Origin of the sequence: Paenibacillus sp. y28 (assembly GCF_037137075.1) — a bacterium.
Classification (GTDB): Bacteria; Bacillota; Bacilli; order Paenibacillales; family NBRC-103111; genus JBBBNV01.
The window spans coordinates 90,352-109,092 of the sequence record NZ_JBBBNV010000011.1; the positions used below are offsets into that span (position 1 = coordinate 90,352).

Annotated in this window: 17 protein-coding genes and 1 riboswitch; of the genes, 3 read left to right on the plus strand and 14 right to left on the minus strand. The window is 52.1% G+C overall.

Annotated features, from left to right (window positions below; all coding sequences use genetic code 11):
• Nucleotides 1-102 precede the first annotated feature (102 nt).
• Both xerS and WBG83_RS11235 read left to right on the plus strand, forming a co-directional pair.
• Nucleotides 103-1,188 (plus strand): tyrosine recombinase XerS, encoded by a 1,086-nt coding sequence (xerS, locus tag WBG83_RS11230; protein WP_336745109.1) that lies wholly within the window; start codon nt 103-105, stop codon nt 1,186-1,188.
• Nucleotides 1,188-2,717, plus strand: a complete 1,530-nt coding sequence (locus WBG83_RS11235) for a glycoside hydrolase family 26 protein (RefSeq protein WP_336745110.1) — start codon at nt 1,188-1,190, stop codon at nt 2,715-2,717. Before xerS ends, WBG83_RS11235 begins: the two co-directional genes overlap by 1 nt.
• A gap of 193 nt (nt 2,718-2,910) precedes the next feature.
• Here WBG83_RS11235 and WBG83_RS11240 read toward each other — a convergent pair whose 3' ends face one another.
• The 6 genes from WBG83_RS11240 to WBG83_RS11265 all read right to left on the minus strand — a co-directional run bounded on the left by WBG83_RS11240 (nt 2,911) and on the right by WBG83_RS11265 (nt 8,717).
• A complete protein-coding gene (locus tag WBG83_RS11240; protein WP_336745111.1) occupies nt 2,911-3,126 on the minus strand; it encodes a hypothetical protein in 216 nt (71 codons plus the stop codon).
• A gap of 117 nt (nt 3,127-3,243) precedes the next feature.
• Nucleotides 3,244-3,957 (minus strand): polysaccharide deacetylase family protein, encoded by a 714-nt coding sequence (locus WBG83_RS11245; protein WP_336745112.1) that lies wholly within the window; start codon nt 3,955-3,957, stop codon nt 3,244-3,246.
• 204 nt (nt 3,958-4,161) lie between these two features.
• Complete coding sequence (locus WBG83_RS11250; protein ID WP_336745113.1) at nt 4,162-4,983, minus strand: stalk domain-containing protein; 822 nt, start codon at nt 4,981-4,983, stop codon at nt 4,162-4,164.
• A gap of 2 nt (nt 4,984-4,985) precedes the next feature.
• Nucleotides 4,986-5,134: riboswitch (cyclic di-AMP (ydaO/yuaA leader) on the minus strand.
• Between the two features lie 74 nt (nt 5,135-5,208).
• On the minus strand, nt 5,209-6,384 hold the full coding sequence (locus WBG83_RS11255) for a sn-glycerol-1-phosphate dehydrogenase (RefSeq protein ID WP_336745114.1): 1,176 nt from the start codon (nt 6,382-6,384) through the stop codon (nt 5,209-5,211).
• Nucleotides 6,385-6,501: 117 nt separating this feature from the next.
• Nucleotides 6,502-8,100 (minus strand): glycoside hydrolase family 28 protein, encoded by a 1,599-nt coding sequence (locus tag WBG83_RS11260; protein WP_336745115.1) that lies wholly within the window; start codon nt 8,098-8,100, stop codon nt 6,502-6,504.
• A gap of 95 nt (nt 8,101-8,195) precedes the next feature.
• Entirely contained in the window at nt 8,196-8,717 is a 522-nt protein-coding gene (locus WBG83_RS11265) for an ADP-heptose synthase (RefSeq protein ID WP_336745116.1), read from the minus strand.
• A gap of 151 nt (nt 8,718-8,868) precedes the next feature.
• Here WBG83_RS11265 and WBG83_RS11270 point away from each other — a divergent pair, with 151 nt between their 5' ends.
• On the plus strand, nt 8,869-9,738 hold the full coding sequence (locus WBG83_RS11270) for a metallophosphoesterase (protein ID WP_336745117.1): 870 nt from the start codon (nt 8,869-8,871) through the stop codon (nt 9,736-9,738).
• Nucleotides 9,739-9,826: 88 nt separating this feature from the next.
• Here WBG83_RS11270 and WBG83_RS11275 read toward each other — a convergent pair whose 3' ends face one another.
• The 8 genes from WBG83_RS11275 to rny form a co-directional block, all read right to left on the minus strand.
• Nucleotides 9,827-10,306: a YlbF family regulator gene (locus WBG83_RS11275; RefSeq protein ID WP_336745118.1), complete on the minus strand. Its 480-nt coding sequence runs from the start codon at nt 10,304-10,306 to the stop codon at nt 9,827-9,829.
• A gap of 32 nt (nt 10,307-10,338) precedes the next feature.
• Entirely contained in the window at nt 10,339-11,826 is a 1,488-nt protein-coding gene (gene miaB, locus WBG83_RS11280; protein WP_336745119.1) for a tRNA (N6-isopentenyl adenosine(37)-C2)-methylthiotransferase MiaB, read from the minus strand.
• An 85-nt stretch (nt 11,827-11,911) separates the two neighbouring features.
• Complete coding sequence (pduL, locus tag WBG83_RS11285; RefSeq protein ID WP_336745120.1) at nt 11,912-12,484, minus strand: phosphate propanoyltransferase; 573 nt, start codon at nt 12,482-12,484, stop codon at nt 11,912-11,914.
• 125 nt (nt 12,485-12,609) lie between these two features.
• Nucleotides 12,610-13,479 carry a 2-oxoacid:ferredoxin oxidoreductase subunit beta gene (locus WBG83_RS11290; RefSeq protein WP_336745121.1) on the minus strand — a complete coding sequence of 290 codons (870 nt, stop codon included), beginning with the start codon at nt 13,477-13,479 and terminating at the stop codon, nt 12,610-12,612.
• Nucleotides 13,467-15,215, minus strand: coding sequence for a 2-oxoacid:acceptor oxidoreductase subunit alpha (locus WBG83_RS11295; RefSeq protein ID WP_336745122.1), 1,749 nt, complete (start codon nt 15,213-15,215; stop codon nt 13,467-13,469). The genes WBG83_RS11290 and WBG83_RS11295 overlap by 13 nt, the downstream gene beginning before the upstream one ends.
• A 560-nt stretch (nt 15,216-15,775) precedes the next feature.
• Nucleotides 15,776-16,036: a stage V sporulation protein S gene (locus WBG83_RS11300; RefSeq protein ID WP_006286829.1), complete on the minus strand. Its 261-nt coding sequence runs from the start codon at nt 16,034-16,036 to the stop codon at nt 15,776-15,778.
• A 132-nt stretch (nt 16,037-16,168) separates the two neighbouring features.
• Nucleotides 16,169-16,963, minus strand: a complete 795-nt coding sequence (locus tag WBG83_RS11305; protein WP_336745165.1) for a TIGR00282 family metallophosphoesterase — start codon at nt 16,961-16,963, stop codon at nt 16,169-16,171.
• Between the two features lie 160 nt (nt 16,964-17,123).
• Entirely contained in the window at nt 17,124-18,665 is a 1,542-nt protein-coding gene (gene rny, locus WBG83_RS11310; RefSeq protein ID WP_336745123.1) for a ribonuclease Y, read from the minus strand.
• Nucleotides 18,666-18,741 lie beyond the last annotated feature (76 nt).

The following is an 18,741-nucleotide window of genomic DNA, read 5'->3' on the forward strand; positions in this document are numbered from 1 at the left end:
TGCTGAATCTCCCGATTTCACGCGCGCCTGCCGGATTTGGTATACTAGAAGCGAGCCGGGAAAAGCCAAAATTTGCTGCAAGCCGAGGTGAAGCTCCAAGGGATGAATATTATCAAAATCAAAGACCGCCAAGAGCTCGACAAACGGCTTCCGTCCATGCCTTGGTATGTGGACAAGTTTATTAACTACAAGCTGCCCGATTTATCGCCCTCCTCCCTGCTTGAATACGTGCGGGACTATGAGGCGTTCTTCTCGTTCCTGCTGGCCGAGGGGATCAGTACAGCTCCCTCCATGAAGGAAATTCCGATAGACGTGCTGGAGAAGCTGCACATGGACACGATCGACCATTACAAAATGTTCCTTGCCTCCAAAAAAGAGCAGGCCAACACGAAAACGACCATTTCCCGCAAGCTTTCTTCTCTGCGGTCCTTATTTCATTACCTGAGTCAAATCGCCGAGGATGAGAACTTTTATCCTCTGCTCAAGCGCAATGTCATGGCCAAGGTGGAAATCAAACGGACCCACAAGCCGAAGGACACGGCGGCCAAGCTCGAGGGAAAGCTGCTGCAGGAAGCCGAAATTACCGAATTCATTGCCTACATCAAGGACGGTTATCCGGTGGATGTAGCCGCCAACAAGCAGGCGATGTATTCCTACGAGCTGAACCGGGTGCGGGATACCTGCATTATCAGCCTCATACTCAACTCCGGGCTGCGGGTGTCCGAAATTGTGAACATGAATATCGAGGACCTGGATTTGAAAAAAAAGCTGCTCTATGTGTACCGCAAAGGAAAAAATGACGAAACCTTCAAAACCCCCGTCTATTTCCGTCAGGAAGCGATTGAGGATATTACCTGTTACTTGGAGCTGCGATCACTCCGATATTGCCCCCCCAAGCGGGAAAAGGCGTTATTTCTGGCGATTGCCAACGGCAAAAAGGAAGGGGCCCGCATGACCAAGCGCGCCATTCAGGAAATGGTAATGAAATACGCCAAGCGGTTCGGCAAGCCGTTCTTATCCGTGCACAAGCTGCGGCATTCCTTTGCCACCGATTACTATTTGCAGAACGATCTGTACAAAACACAAGAGCAGCTAGGCCATGCTTCCCCGGACACTACACAAATTTATGCCCATCTGACGGACAAGACGATGGCTGAGGCCATTGATCGGCGATTGGAGAATGACTGATGACGCGCCCGTTTTTCCGACTCCGGTGGACCCTTCTGCTGGGAGTGCTTGTGCCTAGCCTTCTCATTGCCTACCTGCTGAACGGGAAGGAAATCCGGCAGGTCCAGCCTGAGCCTCAGGAGGCGCACGAGACCGCCGGCCCGGCCGGATGGTGGTCAACACAGGCTCAGGCCGCGGAGCAAGCCGGGCTCCAGGACGTAGCCGAGGATTATCATGCCCGCGTGGCAGGGTACGAGAAAGCAATGAAGCTGCTCGCGCAGGCGGACGCCTTCCCGCCGGCCGATATGGGACACGTGCCGTCTGTCCCGGCCAGCCTGTATGAACGCCGCTTGCTTCCCGCAGGCGACCAGCCTGCATCCGGTATGCCCCCGGCCAAGCATGAACCCGTGTCAGGCGTTTACCTGGGCATGCTGGGGGCCGACAAGCGTGTAGGCTACGACGTCACTAAGATTGAAGGCGTGTACGGGAAACGGCATACCCTGTATTTGTCCTATGTCGGCTGGGGCAAGGTTCAAGTCGATACGAACTCCTATTTCCCGCTCCGCAATGCGGAACGGATTAAAGGGCTGGGCGGCGCGATACAGATCGGCTGGGAGCCCCGCTACGGCCTGGAAGCTGTCGTGGATGACGAGTATGTACGCGGCTTTGCAAGGGAGGCGAAGGCAGCCGGACTGCCCGTCTTTTTACGGTACGCCTCAGAGATGAACGGCGCCTGGGTCCCTTGGCACGGCAGCCCGCAGCTCTATATCGAGAAATTCAGGCTCATTCATGACATCATGGAGCAGGAAGCGCCGAACGTGGCGATGGTTTGGTCGCCGAATTTTTTGCCCTTTGACAATATCCATGACTATTATCCCGGAGACGACTATGTAGACTGGATCGGCTTGTCCTTGTATGCAACCCCGATGACGGACGGCAAGCCCGATTTGGGGCATAATGTCATTGAATACCTGACGCCGTTCTATGCCCGCTACAGCCATAAGCCGATCATGATTTCGGAAGGCGCCGTTGCGCATACTGTGCTGGCGACGAATCAGACGTACTGGAAATGGGCGGAAGGGCAGCTCGCCTATATGTACGGGCTTCTGCCGCGCCTGTTTCCCCAGGTGAAGGCAATGACCTATTTTAACTTCAGCCGGGCACAGGCCCAGCGGTCAGGAATGGAATATGTGTACGATTTGGGCGAGAATCCGTATACAGATGCCTTGTATAAACGGCTCATACAATCTGACACCTACGTCAGCCGTATCGGTCAGCAGCAGGACGCATCGACTTACGAGTATGTACCGATTCAAGCCGGGTCCCTCCCCCAGTCCGATCAGGAGCTTCTTGTCTATATGCCGACGCTGCCGGACGGGACATGGCCGTTCGCTGTCGGTATCGTGCAGGGCACCCGTCTGATGGGGCTGAGCTTTGAAATGCCCTGGCTCATACAAGTCCGGCCTTCTGCTTCCGCATCGGAACAGCCCTGGTACGTCGTGGCATACAATGAACGCATGGAGCCGGTTTCCATCAGTCCTATCCAATGAAAAAAGCCCTGAAGCTCCGGCGGAAGATATGAATGGCGCCCCGGTCGTTAGATTCGAACGAACCGGGGCGCCATTGGTCGCCGGTTTTCAAGGCTTTTTCGTTTTTGCCTGCCGGAAGCGTCCTGGCAGATGCTTTTTTTTGAACCCTTCCCCTGCCTTGCCCTCTTCTGCCTTGCCCTCTTCTCATGCGTGGTTACCTATAAATAACCCAAAGCAGGATCCCGATACAGACGATGCTGCCGATCACATAGAGCCAGGTAAGCCGCACGAAATTGCCGCGGGTCTTGTAGTCGTAAGTCGGATTGCCTTCCTTATTTTCACGCGACATCCCTACCCGGAATGTCATGATCACGGCAACCACAGCCACCAGCAAAATAAGCAGAAACATGAGCAGCAAACTATTTTGCAAGTAGACCCCCTCCTCATTTCTTGATTACATTGGATGTCACTTTTGATTATACGTCAGGATGGACCCGCGTGTACGCCTTCGATGATGACAGGTTTGTGACGAAGCGCAATGCAATCGTTAGGAAGCAGGCTGTTTTTTCACCTTGGAGATGAGATCCGTCACGGTCACAAACTGGTACCCCTGCTGCTTCAGATCGGGCAGAAGCTTCTTTAGCGCCTCAACCGTTTGACTGCAATCCCCTTCCATATCATGGAATAAAATGATGTCCCCGTTATGCAGGTTTGATCTTACGGTATTCACGATTTTATCGACACCGGGCTTTTTCCAGTCCCGCGTATCCTGATACCAGGACCACATGACCACAGTAAATTTCTCTTCCCGGGCCAAATCCAACAGCGCTTTATCATAAAAGCCCCCCGGCGGACGAAATACCTGAGGAAGCTGTTCGGTAACCTCGAATATTATTTCTCTGGTTTGCTCAATTTCCTGCTTCAAAATTTCGGGGCTGACATTTTTGAGGAAATGATGATCAAAGGTGTGGTTCGCGATTTCATGGCCTTCATTAATTTCCCGGATTGCGATCTCCGGGTACAGCAGCACCCGCTTTCCCAGCACGAAAAAGGTCGCTTTTGCATCATACTGCCGCAGAACGTCCAGAATAGCCGGGGTGTACACCGGGTTCGGCCCGTCGTCAAAGGTCAGGGCAACCAGCTTCTGATCCGTATCCACCTTCCATACCACTTCCGAATCAGGCTTAGCCGCGGCGGTCGGTGAAGCTGTTACCGTGAAGCACAACAGCAGCAGCCCCAAATAACCAAGCAAGCGAATCATCGCACTCCCTCCTTTGTATACCTGTAGTGTTTCATAACCGGACCTGCCCCATTCGGAGAAAACCGATCCAAATGGAAAAAGCCTCCCAAATCCACAAATGTGGAATTGGGAGGCGGCCCATGAGAAACCTTATGAAGTAAAACAGTCAACAGACCCGTCTCGCGTGGCAAACACAGTGCGGAGTAATTCGCCATGCAGCCTATGCTATGGCGTAAGCCGGTAAACCTTAACCTTTTGAAGGCCGAATGCTTTCAGCTTCACGGGAGAATCCGGCACAAAAATATCAATCCGGTTTCCTTTTATGGAACCGCCCGTGTCCGTTGCTGTAGCAAACATGCCTTCGGCCGGAAGGCCGTTATAGGAGTACCCTTCAATATAAAGGCGGCTGCCGAGCGGAATAACGGACGGATCAACCGCGACTGTTCCCAGCTTCAAGCTGTTGCCCATATAATCTCGGGCCCCGTAGCCTCCATTTTCCTCTGGGGCGGCGGAATAGGCCGAAGCCGTAAACTCTTCGACTTTGTCGTACCGCGGGGCATACCAGGCTGGAGCATGATAATTTCCGTCTTCATTCAGAATGGCAATGAAATTGGAGGGGTCCCATTGAATCCGGATGCCGGACAAATCCGACAGGAGCCGGAGCGGCAAATAAACACGCCCCTTTTCAAGCACCGGTTCCGTATCCAATGCTGTTTCTTTTCCGTTAACGGTTACTGCTTCACTTCCGGTTTTCAGCTCGATTCTCTGATCCTTGCTTGTCAGCAGGACATGCATGGCATTCCCGACAGGCTCCGCAGACACTTGAAAGCCCAGCTGCTCGGATACGAAGCGAACCGGCACCTGCAGCCGATGAGCGTCATCAATAAAGGGCTGTGCGTCCGGAAAATCCACGAGCCGGGTGTTAACTTGCACCTTCACATCCTCTGTCAGTGCAGCTGCGCTCGCCGCTTGCGGCAGCAGCAGTGCAGTGCCAAGCATGGCGCAGGACACAACAAGGCTCCCGAGCCGTTTTACAGACTTATTCAATGCTGTTCCTCCTTCAAGGCCTCCGAGGTTAGCTGACGGGTTCGGTAGAAGGTCTCCCTAGTCCAGGCTTGTGTGTCAACCTGATCATTCACCCCGTGTGAATCGTCCCCCGTACCAGTTCGCAGCTGCTGAATTTGGGTATATGCGAACCGGACTCGGCTTCAAATAAGGTACCATACGGTTTTTGAATACAGCAACCCGCAAAATGTGGAAATTCGCCTGCCGTCAGCCGAACAGCCCCTCGAATTCAGAGGCAGACGGCCCGATGGCTTCATGAATATAACGAAGTCCTGTATACCTGTCGCGAAGCTGATGCGCCTCCCGCAGCGCTTGTCCGGCCAGGCTCTCCGAGATGCCCAGCTCCGCGATCGTGGACGGGCCGCCGCAAAGCTTCAGCATGCTGGCAAGCTGTTCCGGCTCAGGCAGCCGAGCATAAACGCTCAGCGCGGGCGTCTCCTCGGCTCGGAGGGCCAGCCTGCGATACACCTGCGCCAGCAGTACAGAAGCAACCCCGACCTTGGCGCCATGCAGAAGCTGCGGCCGCTCCTCCTTCAGGCATTCCATCTCCCACATATGCGACAAATGGTGCTCTCCGCCGGAAGCCGGGCGCGAATGGCCGATAAGCATCATCGACAGTCCGGAGCGAAGCAGCGCATCGAACAATATCGCAATCCCTTGTTTACCGCCGCGGGCAATTTCGTCCACCTTCTCAACACAGGCATTCAATGCCTGCTCCGTTACTTCATAGGCCAGCTGACTGAACGGCTCTGCACCCAGCAGCCGGGACAGCTGCCAGTCCGCAAGTGAGGTATATTTGCCAAGCATATCGCCGAAACCGGCGGCAGTTAGCCGCCTCGGTGCCTGGACCAAAATGTCGAGATCCGCAAAAATCGCTTCCGGCGCCATACACGGCACCGTTTGCTTGAAGCGTCTCACAATCATCGGCGCACCCGTAGAGGCGTAGCCGTCCACAGAAGCCGCTGTCGGGATCGAAACAAACCGTTTGCCCGTCTTATAGCAGACGAATCGGACAATATCGTGAATGGTGCCGGAGCCTACAGCAATGATAGCCTGTGTCGCTTCCGATACAGCAAGCATAGCTTGAACAACAGCCGCCTCATCTGCAATAACATCGCCGTTCCGGTCCTCGGAGATAAGGCATACCTCATAGGCTACGCCTGCTTGCTCCAGAGCCGCGCAAAGCTCTTCTCCCGCCGCCTGAAGCGTGTTCTTGTCCGCCGTCACGACCACCCGCTCCAGCCCCTGCGCCTGCATATAGCGGGCCGCACGCTCCAAGGCGCCATCACCAATGTCACAATACAGATCCAGCTTCCGGTTCTGACCGCTTTGATCCGCTGCCGCCTGTTCATTGAGGTGCGCAATAAACCTATTGATATCCATTCGCTCTCCCCCTCTTGAAAAAGTTGAAGCCCTCATTTTCGTCTTCACTCCGCAATCGTGAAAAAAGCGCCGGATACCGCAAATGGCTTCGCGTATCCCGGCGCATCTGAAATTGGATTAGCTGTGTGCTTGAAGCGCAACGGCTTCCGGGCCGACTTCGCTTGCAATCACTGCCTGCCCGCTGCGCAGCGGCTGTGTGCCTTCAAAGCGGATTCGAGCAGACTTGGCGCCGCTCACCTTCAGCACCGCGTCGCTCGCCGCAGCGAATTCGATGCCTCGAACATCGATATCACGGCTGTTATGAACGAACACCGCCGGTCCGCCGGACGCAATCACCTTCACATCCTCCAGAGTGACCTGCAGGCCATCGGTGCAGCCGATGCCGCGTTTGGCGAACAGCTGCACGCGCTTGAGATGAATTTGCTGAATCGGCATTTCCGGCAACCCCTTCAGATGAACCGCCTGCTCCGCACCGGAGCAAACCGTATCCTGAATGTAAATGTGCTCAAAACGCGGCGTCTCCTCCGATACCGGCAATTCCATCTCCGGATCGTTAGCCTTTTCATAAAACATATCGAACGTAATTGCTTCCTTGGCAATATCCTTCATCCGGATGCCCCGGATATAGATGTGCTCGACAAGGCCGCCGCGGCCCCGCGTGCTCTTGAAGCGCAGACCTACATCCGTACCGATGAAGGTACACTCCTCAACTATAATATTGCGGACTCCGCCCGACATTTCGCTGCCGATAACGAAGCCTCCATGACCATGATACACGATGCAATCGCGAATCGTAACATATTCGCAAGGCTTGCCGAGCCGGCGGCCGTCTTGATCCTTGCCGGATTTCATGCAGATCGCATCGTCGCCCACGTCAAAGGTCGAGCGTTCAACAAGAACATACTTGCAGGACTCCAGATCAATACCGTCTCCGTTTTGCGAGAACCATGGGTTGCGGACGGTAATGTCCCGTACCGTGACATGCTCGCATACCCACGGATGCAGGCACCAGCTTGGCGAATTTTGGAACGTAGGACCCTCAAGCAGCACACGGCGGCAGCCGCGTAAATTAAGCAGCACCGGACGCAGGAAATCACGGTATGGCGCATAATCGTCCGGGTTATAATTTCCGGATTGCTGCAAAGCGTTCACATGCTTCGTACCGAGTAGTGCGCCTTCAGACGGCCACCACATGTTCCGGGATTCATTGAGAACGCCTCCAGCTTCCGTAAGCGCCTTCCACTGCATGTCCGTCATCTTGAACTGCTTGACCGGCCGCCAAGCTTCCCCGGACCCGTCAAAAATGCCCTGTCCCGTAATCGCAACATCTTCCAGGTTCTCTCCATAAATTTGTGCGATGCAGCGCACTGCTTCCAAACCTTCCCAGTTCGTATGCAGCAGCGGATAATCCTCGAAATTACGGCTGAATACAATGAGTGCTCCCGCTTCGGTATGCAGACGAATCCGGCTTTGCATCAGAATAGGACCTGTCAGCCACAAGCCGGCAGGAATAACGACCGTTCCTCCGCCTTGACCGGCGCAGGCCTCAATTGCTGCATGAATTGCTGCCGTATTCAACGTTTCCCCGTCCGGAACAGCGCCATAATCAACAATGCTTACTTTATAATCAGGGATGCGCGGTGTTTCAACAACCGGCATTTCAAATGGAATATTCCATGCCCAATCCTGTGTAGTACTCGGCGTAGTGATGTTCATTCTATTCTCTCTTCCTCCCTTATTGGCTCCACTCGCCACTATACCAGCAACAAGCCTCCCGGGCAATAATCATTACATCATGACTTTTGGCGGGACTATAGCAGCCAGCCCTCAGGCATAGAGCCCTCCTCCAGCGCAAATTCATAGTCTTCAATATCGAACACCTGGACAGGCACCTCGGCCTGAATAATTTTCTCCATCAACTCCGTTTGATCCGTGAGCAGCGGTGTTTTTTGATGCAGCGCCAGCAGCAGCTGTTCCGTTTCAATCGGGTCGAACTGCTCCCCGTACTGCGCATTTTCCACCACATTGACAATCAGCAGTGAAACGTCATTGTTGATTGGAAACGGGGCGCTTTTTTGCCAAGGGCCGACCAAGGCCCGCTCCAGCTTTTTCTTATTAAACGGGTCTGTAAAATACTGAATCAGTTCACCGATTTTTTGTTTCACGTGAACATCCTCGTGTGAATCCGGCATCACCGGCTCTCCGCCTTCCAGCATTTCATAGAGCTCCAGGATGGTAGAATACGGAATAACATATTCTACCGGGCGGTTCGGAGCTAACAGCTGCCCGTAGATGGCCAGCATGACGGCTTCAATGACAAATCGCCGGCTCATGATGCAATCCCTCCCCATTCCACCTTATACTTGATCCTATTTGCATTATAAGCCAGCCCCCGCAAATAAGAAAGGGGAAGGTCATTCGACCTCACTACCGGAGTATGATAAAATAAAAATTACCAATTGCATTGCAAATGAGGTGCTCTGATTGTCCAATCTGTCCCGCTCAATGACCCGCCGTTCATTTCTCAAACACGGCTTCGGACTGGCAGCCGGCCTTTTTGCCACAGGAGGAAGCACCTACGCCTACTCCCGCTTTATTGAGCCCGGGTGGATCGAAATTGCCCGCATGGAGCTGGCTTGTCCCCGCCTTCCCGAGGCGTTCAACGGCGTCCGCCTCCTCCACTTTAGCGACCTGCATATCGGCTTCCATTTTGACATGAAGGATCTGCAGTCCGTCGTCGGCCAAATAAACTCCCTGAAGCCGGATCTCGTCTGCTTTACCGGCGATCTATACGATTATGCCCTCAGCAGCAACGAGGAATGCGGGCAGCATTTATCCGCGATTCAGGCGCCTCTCGGCAAGTTCGCGGTTTTCGGAAACCATGATTATTACAAGGACTACCGCAAGATCGCAGCTATTTTTCAAGCAGGGGACTTTACTCTGCTGAAGAACAGCAGCACCCGGGTAGAGTATCAGGACCATATGATGCAGGTGGCCGGCGTAGATGACATGTGGAGCGGCAAGCCGAATTTGGCTAAAGCCCTGGATGCCTTGAACCCGGATGCCTTTACGTTATTGCTGTCCCATGCCCCGGATTTTGCCGATATCGCTGCCGAGTCCTATGTAGATGTGCAATTATCCGGCCACAGCCACGGCGGACAGGTCCGGCTGCCCGGTTTGGGAGCCGTAGTAACCCCGGATTTCGGCCGCAAATATGTCATGGGACTTTACAAGCTCAACAATAACCGGCTCCAAGTGTATACCAATCGCGGAATCGGCTGCTCCAATTTGCCCATCCGCCTGTTTTGCCGCCCGGAGCTGACGTTAATCACGCTGCGCTCCGCACCATCATGAAGCGAAACCGATGATGGTGTTCTAAAAAAGACGGATTCACGAGCCGGGACAACCGGTGCGAATCCGTCTTTTTTGCTTGGCCTGCTCTTTATTCTCCGTATCCGGAAGCTCCGGGAGCCTCCACCGCATCTGTGGATACATTGATTTTTTCTGATACATTTTCCTTGATGACGTTAATGATTAACTGCAATAAATAATTCACATCGTCCTGAGCCTGCTTGAACTGGTTCACGACAGGAAAGCTGTCCAGCTGATCCTGCAGCTGCTCAAGCTCCGCTTCGATTTTGGCAACCATTTGCGGATTTTTGAATGTAGTCTCGAAAGCAACGATTTCCTTTTGCTTCTTCTTGATTTCCTTAATCAGCTCCTGGACATCCTGATGCTTCGTTACCAGGCTTTCCGCCTTTTTATAAAATTCTACCTCTGCCGATGTAGAAATCAAATTCGCCAGTTCTTTGGTTTTGTCCATGATATCTTCACGAATGACCAGCTCGCTGATGTGGAACTGGGGAATCGCACATTTGCTGTCATGATCGTGATGATCATGATCATGATGATGCTCTGACATATAATCTCTCCTTGTGCCTTATAAGGCCATGCTTATCCTGCTTGAACCTGGGCGGACTCTTCAATGAGCTCCCCTTTTAAATACCAGGTCAGCGTATCCACAATTTTAACCTGAACAAACTGGCCAATCAAGTGCTGTCCCCCCTCGAAGTGAACAAGCTTGTTCGTCCGGCTGCGGCCGGACAGCATCTCGGGGTTGTTCTTGCTTTCGCCTTCAACCAGCAGCTCGATAACTTGGCCCTGAAGCTCTCTGTTGCGCTTGAAGCTAATCTCATTAAGCGCTTCATTCAAGCGGTGCAGGCGCGCTTTCTTCACCTCTGGCGGCACGTTATCCTCCATCCCCGCAGCAGGTGTGCCTTCGCGCGGAGAATAAATGAAGGTATACGCCGAATCGAATTCAACCGCCTGTACAAGGCTCATCGTGTCTTCGAACTGTTCGTCCGTTTCCCCAGGGAAGCCGACAATAATATCCGTTGTCAGCACGACATCCGGAATAGCAGCTTTAATTTTGCCGACCAGCTCCAGGTACTGCTCCCGGTTATATTTGCGGCTCATTCGTTTGAGCACCTCCGTGCTGCCGGACTGCACCGGAAGATGGATGTGCTCTACCAGGTTGCCCCGTTTGGCCAGCACTTCAATCAAGTGATCGTCGAAATCACGCGGGTGGGAGGTCGTAAATCGCAGTCTCGGGATATCAATCTTGTTCAGGTCGTCCATCAAGTCCCCGAAGCGATAATCCAGCCCGTCCAGGTCTTTGCCGTATGCATTTACGTTTTGGCCCAGCAGCGTAATCTCCTTGAAGCCTTGACGCGCCAGCTCGCGAACCTCGGCAATCACGTCCTGTGGCATCCGGCTGCGTTCTTTACCGCGCGTATACGGTACAATACAGTACGTACAGAACTTGTCACAGCCGTACATAATGTTCACCCATGCCTTGATGCCTTCCCGCTTCTTAGGCAAATTCTCAATGATATCGCCTTCCTTGGACCATACCTCGACAACCATTTCCTTGCTGAAGAACGATTCGCGCAGGAGCTCCGGCAGCCGGTGAATGTTATGCGTACCAAAAATCATATCAACGAACGCATGCTTCTGCATAATCCGGTTTACGACGGACTCTTCCTGCGACATACAGCCGCAAACTCCGAGCACCAGGGAAGGCTTCTCCAGCTTCAGGTGCTTCAAATGCCCCAGCTCTCCGAATACCTTATCCTCCGCATTTTCACGGATGGCACAGGTGTTGAGCAAGATCACATCGGCCTGCTGCTTATCTTCCGTGGACTGGTAGCCCATCTCCTCGAGCAAGCCCTTCATAACCTCGGTATCGTGCTCGTTCATTTGACAGCCGTAGGTGCGAATCATGTAAAATTTCCCCTCGCCAAAGGTTCGCAGCTCCGGCGGAATCGCAGACTCATAACGAACCTCCACCTCAGCCTTGCCGCGTTTCTTGGCATCGACCAAAGATGGAGGCTGGAAATATATCGAGTAATCCTTTTCTTTCTTGTCGGATGTTTTGATCATGGTTTTGATGTCCTTTCTGTGTAAAACAGTACATGGATCATCTTATTATACCATTCTTTCACCCGCTGTGACAAAACAAAATGTGTTAAACTTCCAGAATCTCCGCCGTATCGCCGTTTTTGATGCCGGCCGCATTTGCTTCATCAGTGTCGATATGCATATCCAGCGCATACTGATCCGAAACCCGTGCCAGCACCTGATCAAAAATAAGACCGCGCTCGCCGCCTACCTTCACCCGCAGCAGCTGCTTGTCTTGAATTCCCCACTTTTGCGCATCGCTGGTGTGGAAATGGATATGGCGGGCTGCCACAATTACACCCTCCGTCAGCTCAACACGGCCTTTTGGCCCTTCAATCACAATTCCCGGTGTCCCGGCGATTTGTCCGGATTCACGAACCGGAGCATTCACACCCACGGAAAAAGCATCGGTCCGCGAAATTTCCAGCTGCGTACTGCCTCTGGCCGGACCCAAAATGCGGACCTTGTCAAACTTCCCTTTTGTACCGATTACAGCTACCGTCTCTTCCGCGGCGAACTGCCCCGGCTGTGACAGCTCCTTCATTACTTTGAGCTCATAGCCCGGTCCAAACAATACTTCAATATGTTCAGGAGATAAGTGAATATGACGTGCTGATACACCAACTGGTACAGTTTTCATCGCAAACCCTCCATATGTATGTTCTGTCTGATAGGAATTACAAGTCTAGTATACTCGTTAATGTAGCGTAAGCGCAAAAAAAGACATGTGAGCTTCCTCACACGTCTTTTTCTTAAACGGAACGATTATTTAAATTCAGCAACCAGCTTTTCGAAGTCAGCCTGCGACAGCTCGAGGCTTTGTTTCGCCAGGCCTTCTTCTTTGAAGCCGGGTACCATGGACTCGTACGATTGCTTTTCTTTATTTTGATAGATGATACCGGTAAGCATGCTGTTATGCTCCATCAGCTTGGTCATCGCCATTACTTTGTCGGACGGATCATAGCCTTCGATTTCATCCAAATCTACGATGTTTTCTTTGAACCACTCGTAGGTGTTCGTTTTGTTGAAGGTTACACATGGGCTGAACACGTTAATCAGCGAGAAGCCTTTGTGCTTCATGCCTTCTTCGATAATTGTCGTCATTTGCTTCAGGTTGGACGAGAACGTTTGGGCAACGAAGGTTGCTCCAACCGCAAGCGCCATCTCCAGAGGAGCAATCGCCGATTCAATCGAGCCTTGCGGAGAATATTTGTTATTGATGAAGCCCTGCGCACTGCGCGGGGAGTTTTGACCTTTGGTCAAGCCGTAGATTTGGTTATCCATAACGATGTAGGTCACATCAATGTTACGGCGAATCGCATGGACAGTATGTCCCATCCCGATTGCGAATCCGTCGCCGTCACCGCCGGAAGCGATAACCGTCAGCTCGCGGTTAGCCATCTTGAGGCCTTGCGCGATTGGCAGCGAACGGCCGTGAATGCCGTGGAACCCGTAGCAGTTAATATAACCGGAAATACGTCCGGAGCAGCCGATACCAGAAACAATTGCAAGATCGTGAGGCTCTAGGCCTACGTTTGCCGCGGAGCGCTGAATTGCAGCCTGAACAGCAAAGTCTCCACAGCCGGGGCACCAGTTCGGCTTTACGTTATTACGGAAATCTTTTAATGTTGCCATGCAAATAACCCCCTGCAATGTGTAGTGATTTCAGCCGGCAAGAACGGCGTTCCGTCATATTTCAGCATGCTTTCAACTTTATCGGCATAGCCTGCATACAGTTTAATCAGTGATGCCAGTTGTGCTGTAGCGTTGTTCTCGACAACAACTACTTTTTTAGCTTTTTCCAAGTGCGGCTGCAAATCTTCAACCGGCAGCGGGAAAATTTGACGAACCGTAATATGGTTTGTTTTGATGCCTTCGGCAGCCAGACGTGCACGCGCTTCGTCAATTGTACCGCCGGTGGAGCTCATACCGATAACGAGGATATCCGGGTTCTCGTTCGGAGCATCCACATGAATCGCATCGGTAATACGCAGATTTTTCAATTTGCCCAAACGTTTGTCCATCATTTTCTTCCGGTTTACCGGGCTCTCCGATGGGCGTCCGTCTTCACCGTGCTCAACGCCGGTTACGTGGTGCAAGCCGTGCTTCATGCCCGGGATGACACGAGGCGAGATACCGGATTCATTCAGCTCATAGCGCTTGAACATCGCGTTATCCGTCAGTTCCGGCAGCTCTCCCGTAACCAGAGCACCGCGGTCAATCTGGATTCGGTTGTAATCGAGCATCTCAGCCGTTTGCTTACCGAGGGAAAGCTGCAGGTCAGTCGCCACGATAACCGGAACCTGATATTGCTCGGCAAGGTTGAAGGCTTCAATCATGTCGTAGAAGCATTCTTCGACTGTGGATGGCGCGATAACGATTTTCGGAATTTCACCGTGTGTACCGTAAATCAGCGCGTTCAAGTCACTTTGCTCTTGCTTCGTCGGAAGACCTGTACTTGGTCCGCCCCGCTGTGTATCTACGATAACGACCGGAGTTTCTGTCATACCCGACAAGCCGATGGCTTCCATCATCAATGCAAGACCAGGGCCTGCGGAAGCGGTCATGGTACGCACGCCGCCATAGTTGCCGCCGATGGCCATAGTTACCGCTGCGATTTCGTCTTCCGTCTGAATAACCGCACCGCCGAATTTCGGCAGACGCTTAATCAGATACTCCATGACCTCGGAAGCAGGTGTAATCGGGTAGGCAGGCATGAATCTACAGCCCGCAGCAAGCGCGCCCAAGCCGATAGCGTCGTTACCGATCATGAACAGCTTTTGTTTGCCGTCAGCCGGTTCCATTTCGAATTCTTTCAGCGGTCCGCCAGCAAGCTCCAGAATGAACTGTGCGCCGCGGATAGTCGCTTCGATATTTTTATCAACAACCGCTTGACCCTTGCGGCTGAACTCTTCTTCAACAGCTTTATTCAGCAGCTCCTGCGGCAATCCCAGAAGCGCCCAGGAAGCGCCGGTAGCAACCATGTTTTTCATGAGGGAGGTACCGAGCTCTTCCGCAATTCCTGTAATCGGAACAGGGAACAGACGGGCATCCACGCCTTCAGGCAGAACCGGATTGCATTTGGCGTCAGCCACAACAACGCCGCCTTTGCGAAGCTCGTGCACGTTCACGTCAATACTTTCCTGGTCAAAGCAAACCAGAATATCCAAATCATCCGAAATAGCCCGGATTGGCTTCGTGCTGATGCGAATTTTGTTGTTAGTATGTCCGCCTTTAATACGGGAAGAGAAATGACGGTACCCGTACAGATAGTAGCCGAGACGCGTTAGTGCTGTGGAGAAAATCCGGTCAACACTCTCTACACCTTCCCCTTGCTGTCCACCGATCTTCCATGACAATTGACTGATCACGAACGTCCACTCCTTATTTGCTGGTCAAGAGCACAATAAAAAAATTCTTTCACTCGTCACACAAATTTTATGACTTCGGGTCGCAAATTGCAATAGTTTTTTCCTAAAATGAAAGATAGAACTTTTAGATTGAATTCATACGCCAATTCGATGAATCTGAACGGAAGCGTTCTTAAGAAACCGTTTCATTCCGGAAGGAGGCCGTGTGATGCAGCCTTACCCGGTTTTATCAGCCTTGGCGAGGGCTTGTACTGCCTGGATATAGCCGGAATCGACGACAAGTCTGCATCATACAGTATACCCAAATCATCGCATTCTTCTACCATTTCAGCCGGATAAGCATGACAATGCCTGAGACGGCAATCATGTTGCGCCGGATGCATGCCCCCACCGGGTCGAAACCGAGATTAGTAAAACCGTTTAGTAATAAAAAAATTTTTTCACTTTGCGATTCGATTCTGAAAATCGGTTTCATTGTATCCGTTTTCGGGCAAATAAAAAAACCTGTCTACGTTGTAAACAGGCGTTTCAAAACAAGTCTATCCGATTCCGCAGCACGGTTAGCGCGGCTCCACGATTAATTTGATGGCCGTACGGTCTTCCCCATCAATGACAATGTCGGTAAAGGCCGGAATACATATCAAATCCACCCCGCTAGGCGCTACGAATCCTCTTGCGATGGCTACCGCCTTGATTGCTTGGTTCAATGCACCGGCGCCAATGGCCTGGAGCTCAGCAGCGCCCCGCTCGCGCAATACACCGGCCAGCGCACCTGCGACGGAGTTTGGATTGGACTTTGCTGAAACTTTTAATACCTCCATAATAGAACCTCCTCGGGTATGGTGGATTGATTCCAACACTACATCTTATTCTAGTAGCCCGAGGAAAATTCCTTCTTCCTTGTATAGAACTTTCAAAAAATTTAGACAACATGGTATAACACAGCTGCAGGCTTAATCAAAAATCACATCGTTCTCGTACATGCGCACGAGGGAAATATTTTGCGCACGTCCGGATTGCGGATTCAAATCGATGCAAACGCCGTGAAGCATCCATTTCCCTTCATCAGCAATAAAGCGGGACGGAAGCCCTGTCAAAAACCGCTTCAATACCGCAGCCCGCTCCATTCCGAGCACGCCTTCCCGGGAGCCGACCATGCCGACATCCGTGACATAAGCCGTACCTCTGGGGAGCACCTGCTCATCATGAGTCTGAACGTGTGTATGCGTGCCGACTACGGCGGAAACCCGCCCGTCCAAATACCAGCCCATCGCGATTTTCTCCGATGTGGCCTCAGCATGCATATCGACAAATATATATTTATACTTTTTGTTCAGCTCATCCAGAATATCATCCACCTTGCGGAACGGGCAATCCAGCGGAGGCAGGAACGTGCGGCCCTGCAAATTAATGAGCGCCACCTCCGCCGATCCCGCCTTTATCACCGTATACCCGAGGCCCGGCGTGCCCTCCGGGAAATTGGCCGGACGAATAAGCCGCGGCTCATCGTCGATAATATCAAATACTTCCTTATTGTCCCACGTATGGTTGCCAAGTGTAATGCCATGAACACCCTGGGCCAGCATTTCTTTTACAATCGCGGGTGTAATCCCTTTTCCTCCGGCTGCATTTTCCCCGTTTACGATAATGACAGTCGGCTTATATTTGTCTTTTAGTATCGGCAAGCAATACTTTAGCGCTTTTCGCCCTACCGAACCAACAACATCCCCAATAAATAAAATACGAATACCGTTCACCGCCTTTTCTTCCCTGTTAAATTATGTAATGCACTCTGGTTCTTGCCATTGTTTATGCTTCATCTAACCTTGCAGGACAACAGCTAACCGCTGCCTGCGTGCCACAGATGCAAAAAAGTGGCCAAAGGCGGCCACTTTTTCGCTTCCGTAACTATTTCGCGTATTCCACAGCCCGTGTTTCGCGGATGACCGTGACTTTGATATGCCCCGGATAATCCAGCTCACTCTCGATTTTCTTCGTGATGTCACGAGCCAGTCGGAATGCTTCGGTATCATCGATTTTTTCCGGTTGAACCATGACACGAACCTCGCGTCCGGCTTGAATCGCGTACGATTTCTCAACTCCGTCGAACGATTCCGTAATCTCCTCCAGCTTCTCCAGACGCTTGATGTACGTCTCAAGTGTTTCACGTCTGGCTCCAGGTCTGGCGGCGGATAACGCATCTGCAGCGCCAACGAGCATTGCGATGACCGAAGTCGCTTCACAGTCGCCATGGTGAGAAGCGATACTGTTAATCACCACTGGATGTTCTTTGTACTTTTTGGCAATTTCTACGCCGATCTCCACATGCGAGCCTTCCACTTCATGGTCAAGAGCTTTGCCAATGTCATGCAGTAATCCGGCACGCTTCGCCAACGTGACGTCTTCACCCAGTTCACCGGCCATAAGCCCTGTCAAGTAAGCGACCTCCATGGAATGCTTCAGCACGTTTTGCCCATAGCTTGTACGGAATTTCAAACGCCCCAAAATCTTAATCAAATCCGGATGCAAGCCATGCACGCCTGTCTCAAAGGTAGCCTGCTCCCCGTATTCACGGATGCGCTCATCGACTTCTTTGCGGGATTTCTCAACCATCTCTTCAATCCGCGCCGGGTGGATACGTCCGTCCGCCACCAGCTTCTCCAGCGAGGTACGGGCAATCTCACGGCGAATCGGATCAAAGCCTGAGAGAATAACAGCTTCCGGCGTATCGTCGATAATCAGGTCGATACCCGTCAGTGTTTCCAGAGCGCGGATGTTACGCCCCTCGCGCCCGATAATCCGGCCCTTCATCTCTTCGTTCGGCAGCGAAACTACAGAAACCGTCGTTTCTGCAACATGGTCGGCAGCACAGCGCTGAATCGCGAGGGTAATAACCTCTCTTGCACGCTTGTCTGCTTCTTCCTTGGCCTGGTGCTCGATTTCCTTAATCATCTGCGCGGTTTCATGACGCACTTCCTGCTCCACATTGGTCAGGATGATGTTCTTGGCCTCATCCATCGTCAATCCGGAAATGCGTTCCAGCTCGGTCACTTGCGCCCGATACAGCTGGTCAATTTGCTCTTGCGTTTCTTCAATCCGTTTCTCTTTGTTGGCGATCTGTTCCTCTTTTCGCTCTAGAGATTCTAATTTTTTATCCAGCGTTTCCTCTTTTTGCAACAATCGTCTCTCTTGTCGTCCGATTTCATTTCGACGCTCACGAATGTCTTTTTCAGCTTCGGTTCGCAGCTTATGGACTTCGTCTTTAGCTTCCACAACCGTTTCTTTTTTCAGCGCCTCTGCCTCTTTGCGGGCATGATCCACAATTTGCTGGGCAGCTTGTTCGGCACTGGAAATTTTCGCCTCTGCAAGAGATTTGCGAATAAAATAACCAATCCCAAAGCCTGCAAGAAGACCACCAACAAGAGAAAGTGTAATCCAGATGAACGGCATCGAATTCACCTCCCTGTCAGTACTCCAAGGGAAATCTCTTGGGACAATGCGGTTTTAACCCATTTCATTTTCAATT

Bases quoted from the DNA above. Each gene is read 5' to 3' on its own strand.
- pduL (WP_336745120.1), bottom strand. From the start codon at position 12,484: ATGAAAACTGTACCAGTTGGTGTATCAGCACGTCATATTCACTTATCT.
- miaB (WP_336745119.1), bottom strand. From the start codon at position 11,826: ATGATCAAAACATCCGACAAGAAAGAAAAGGATTACTCGATATATTTC.
- WBG83_RS11290 (WP_336745121.1), bottom strand. From the start codon at position 13,479: ATGGCAACATTAAAAGATTTCCGTAATAACGTAAAGCCGAACTGGTGC.
- rny (WP_336745123.1), bottom strand. From the start codon at position 18,665: ATGCCGTTCATCTGGATTACACTTTCTCTTGTTGGTGGTCTTCTTGCA.
- WBG83_RS11275 (WP_336745118.1), bottom strand. From the start codon at position 10,306: ATGTCAGAGCATCATCATGATCATGATCATCACGATCATGACAGCAAA.
- WBG83_RS11300 (WP_006286829.1), bottom strand. From the start codon at position 16,036: ATGGAGGTATTAAAAGTTTCAGCAAAGTCCAATCCAAACTCCGTCGCA.
- WBG83_RS11255 (WP_336745114.1), bottom strand. From the start codon at position 6,384: ATGGATATCAATAGGTTTATTGCGCACCTCAATGAACAGGCGGCAGCG.
- WBG83_RS11245 (WP_336745112.1), bottom strand. From the start codon at position 3,957: ATGATTCGCTTGCTTGGTTATTTGGGGCTGCTGCTGTTGTGCTTCACG.
- WBG83_RS11235 (WP_336745110.1), top strand. From the start codon at position 1,188: ATGACGCGCCCGTTTTTCCGACTCCGGTGGACCCTTCTGCTGGGAGTG.
- xerS (WP_336745109.1), top strand. From the start codon at position 103: ATGAATATTATCAAAATCAAAGACCGCCAAGAGCTCGACAAACGGCTT.
- WBG83_RS11265 (WP_336745116.1), bottom strand. From the start codon at position 8,717: ATGAGCCGGCGATTTGTCATTGAAGCCGTCATGCTGGCCATCTACGGG.
- WBG83_RS11260 (WP_336745115.1), bottom strand. From the start codon at position 8,100: ATGAACATCACTACGCCGAGTACTACACAGGATTGGGCATGGAATATT.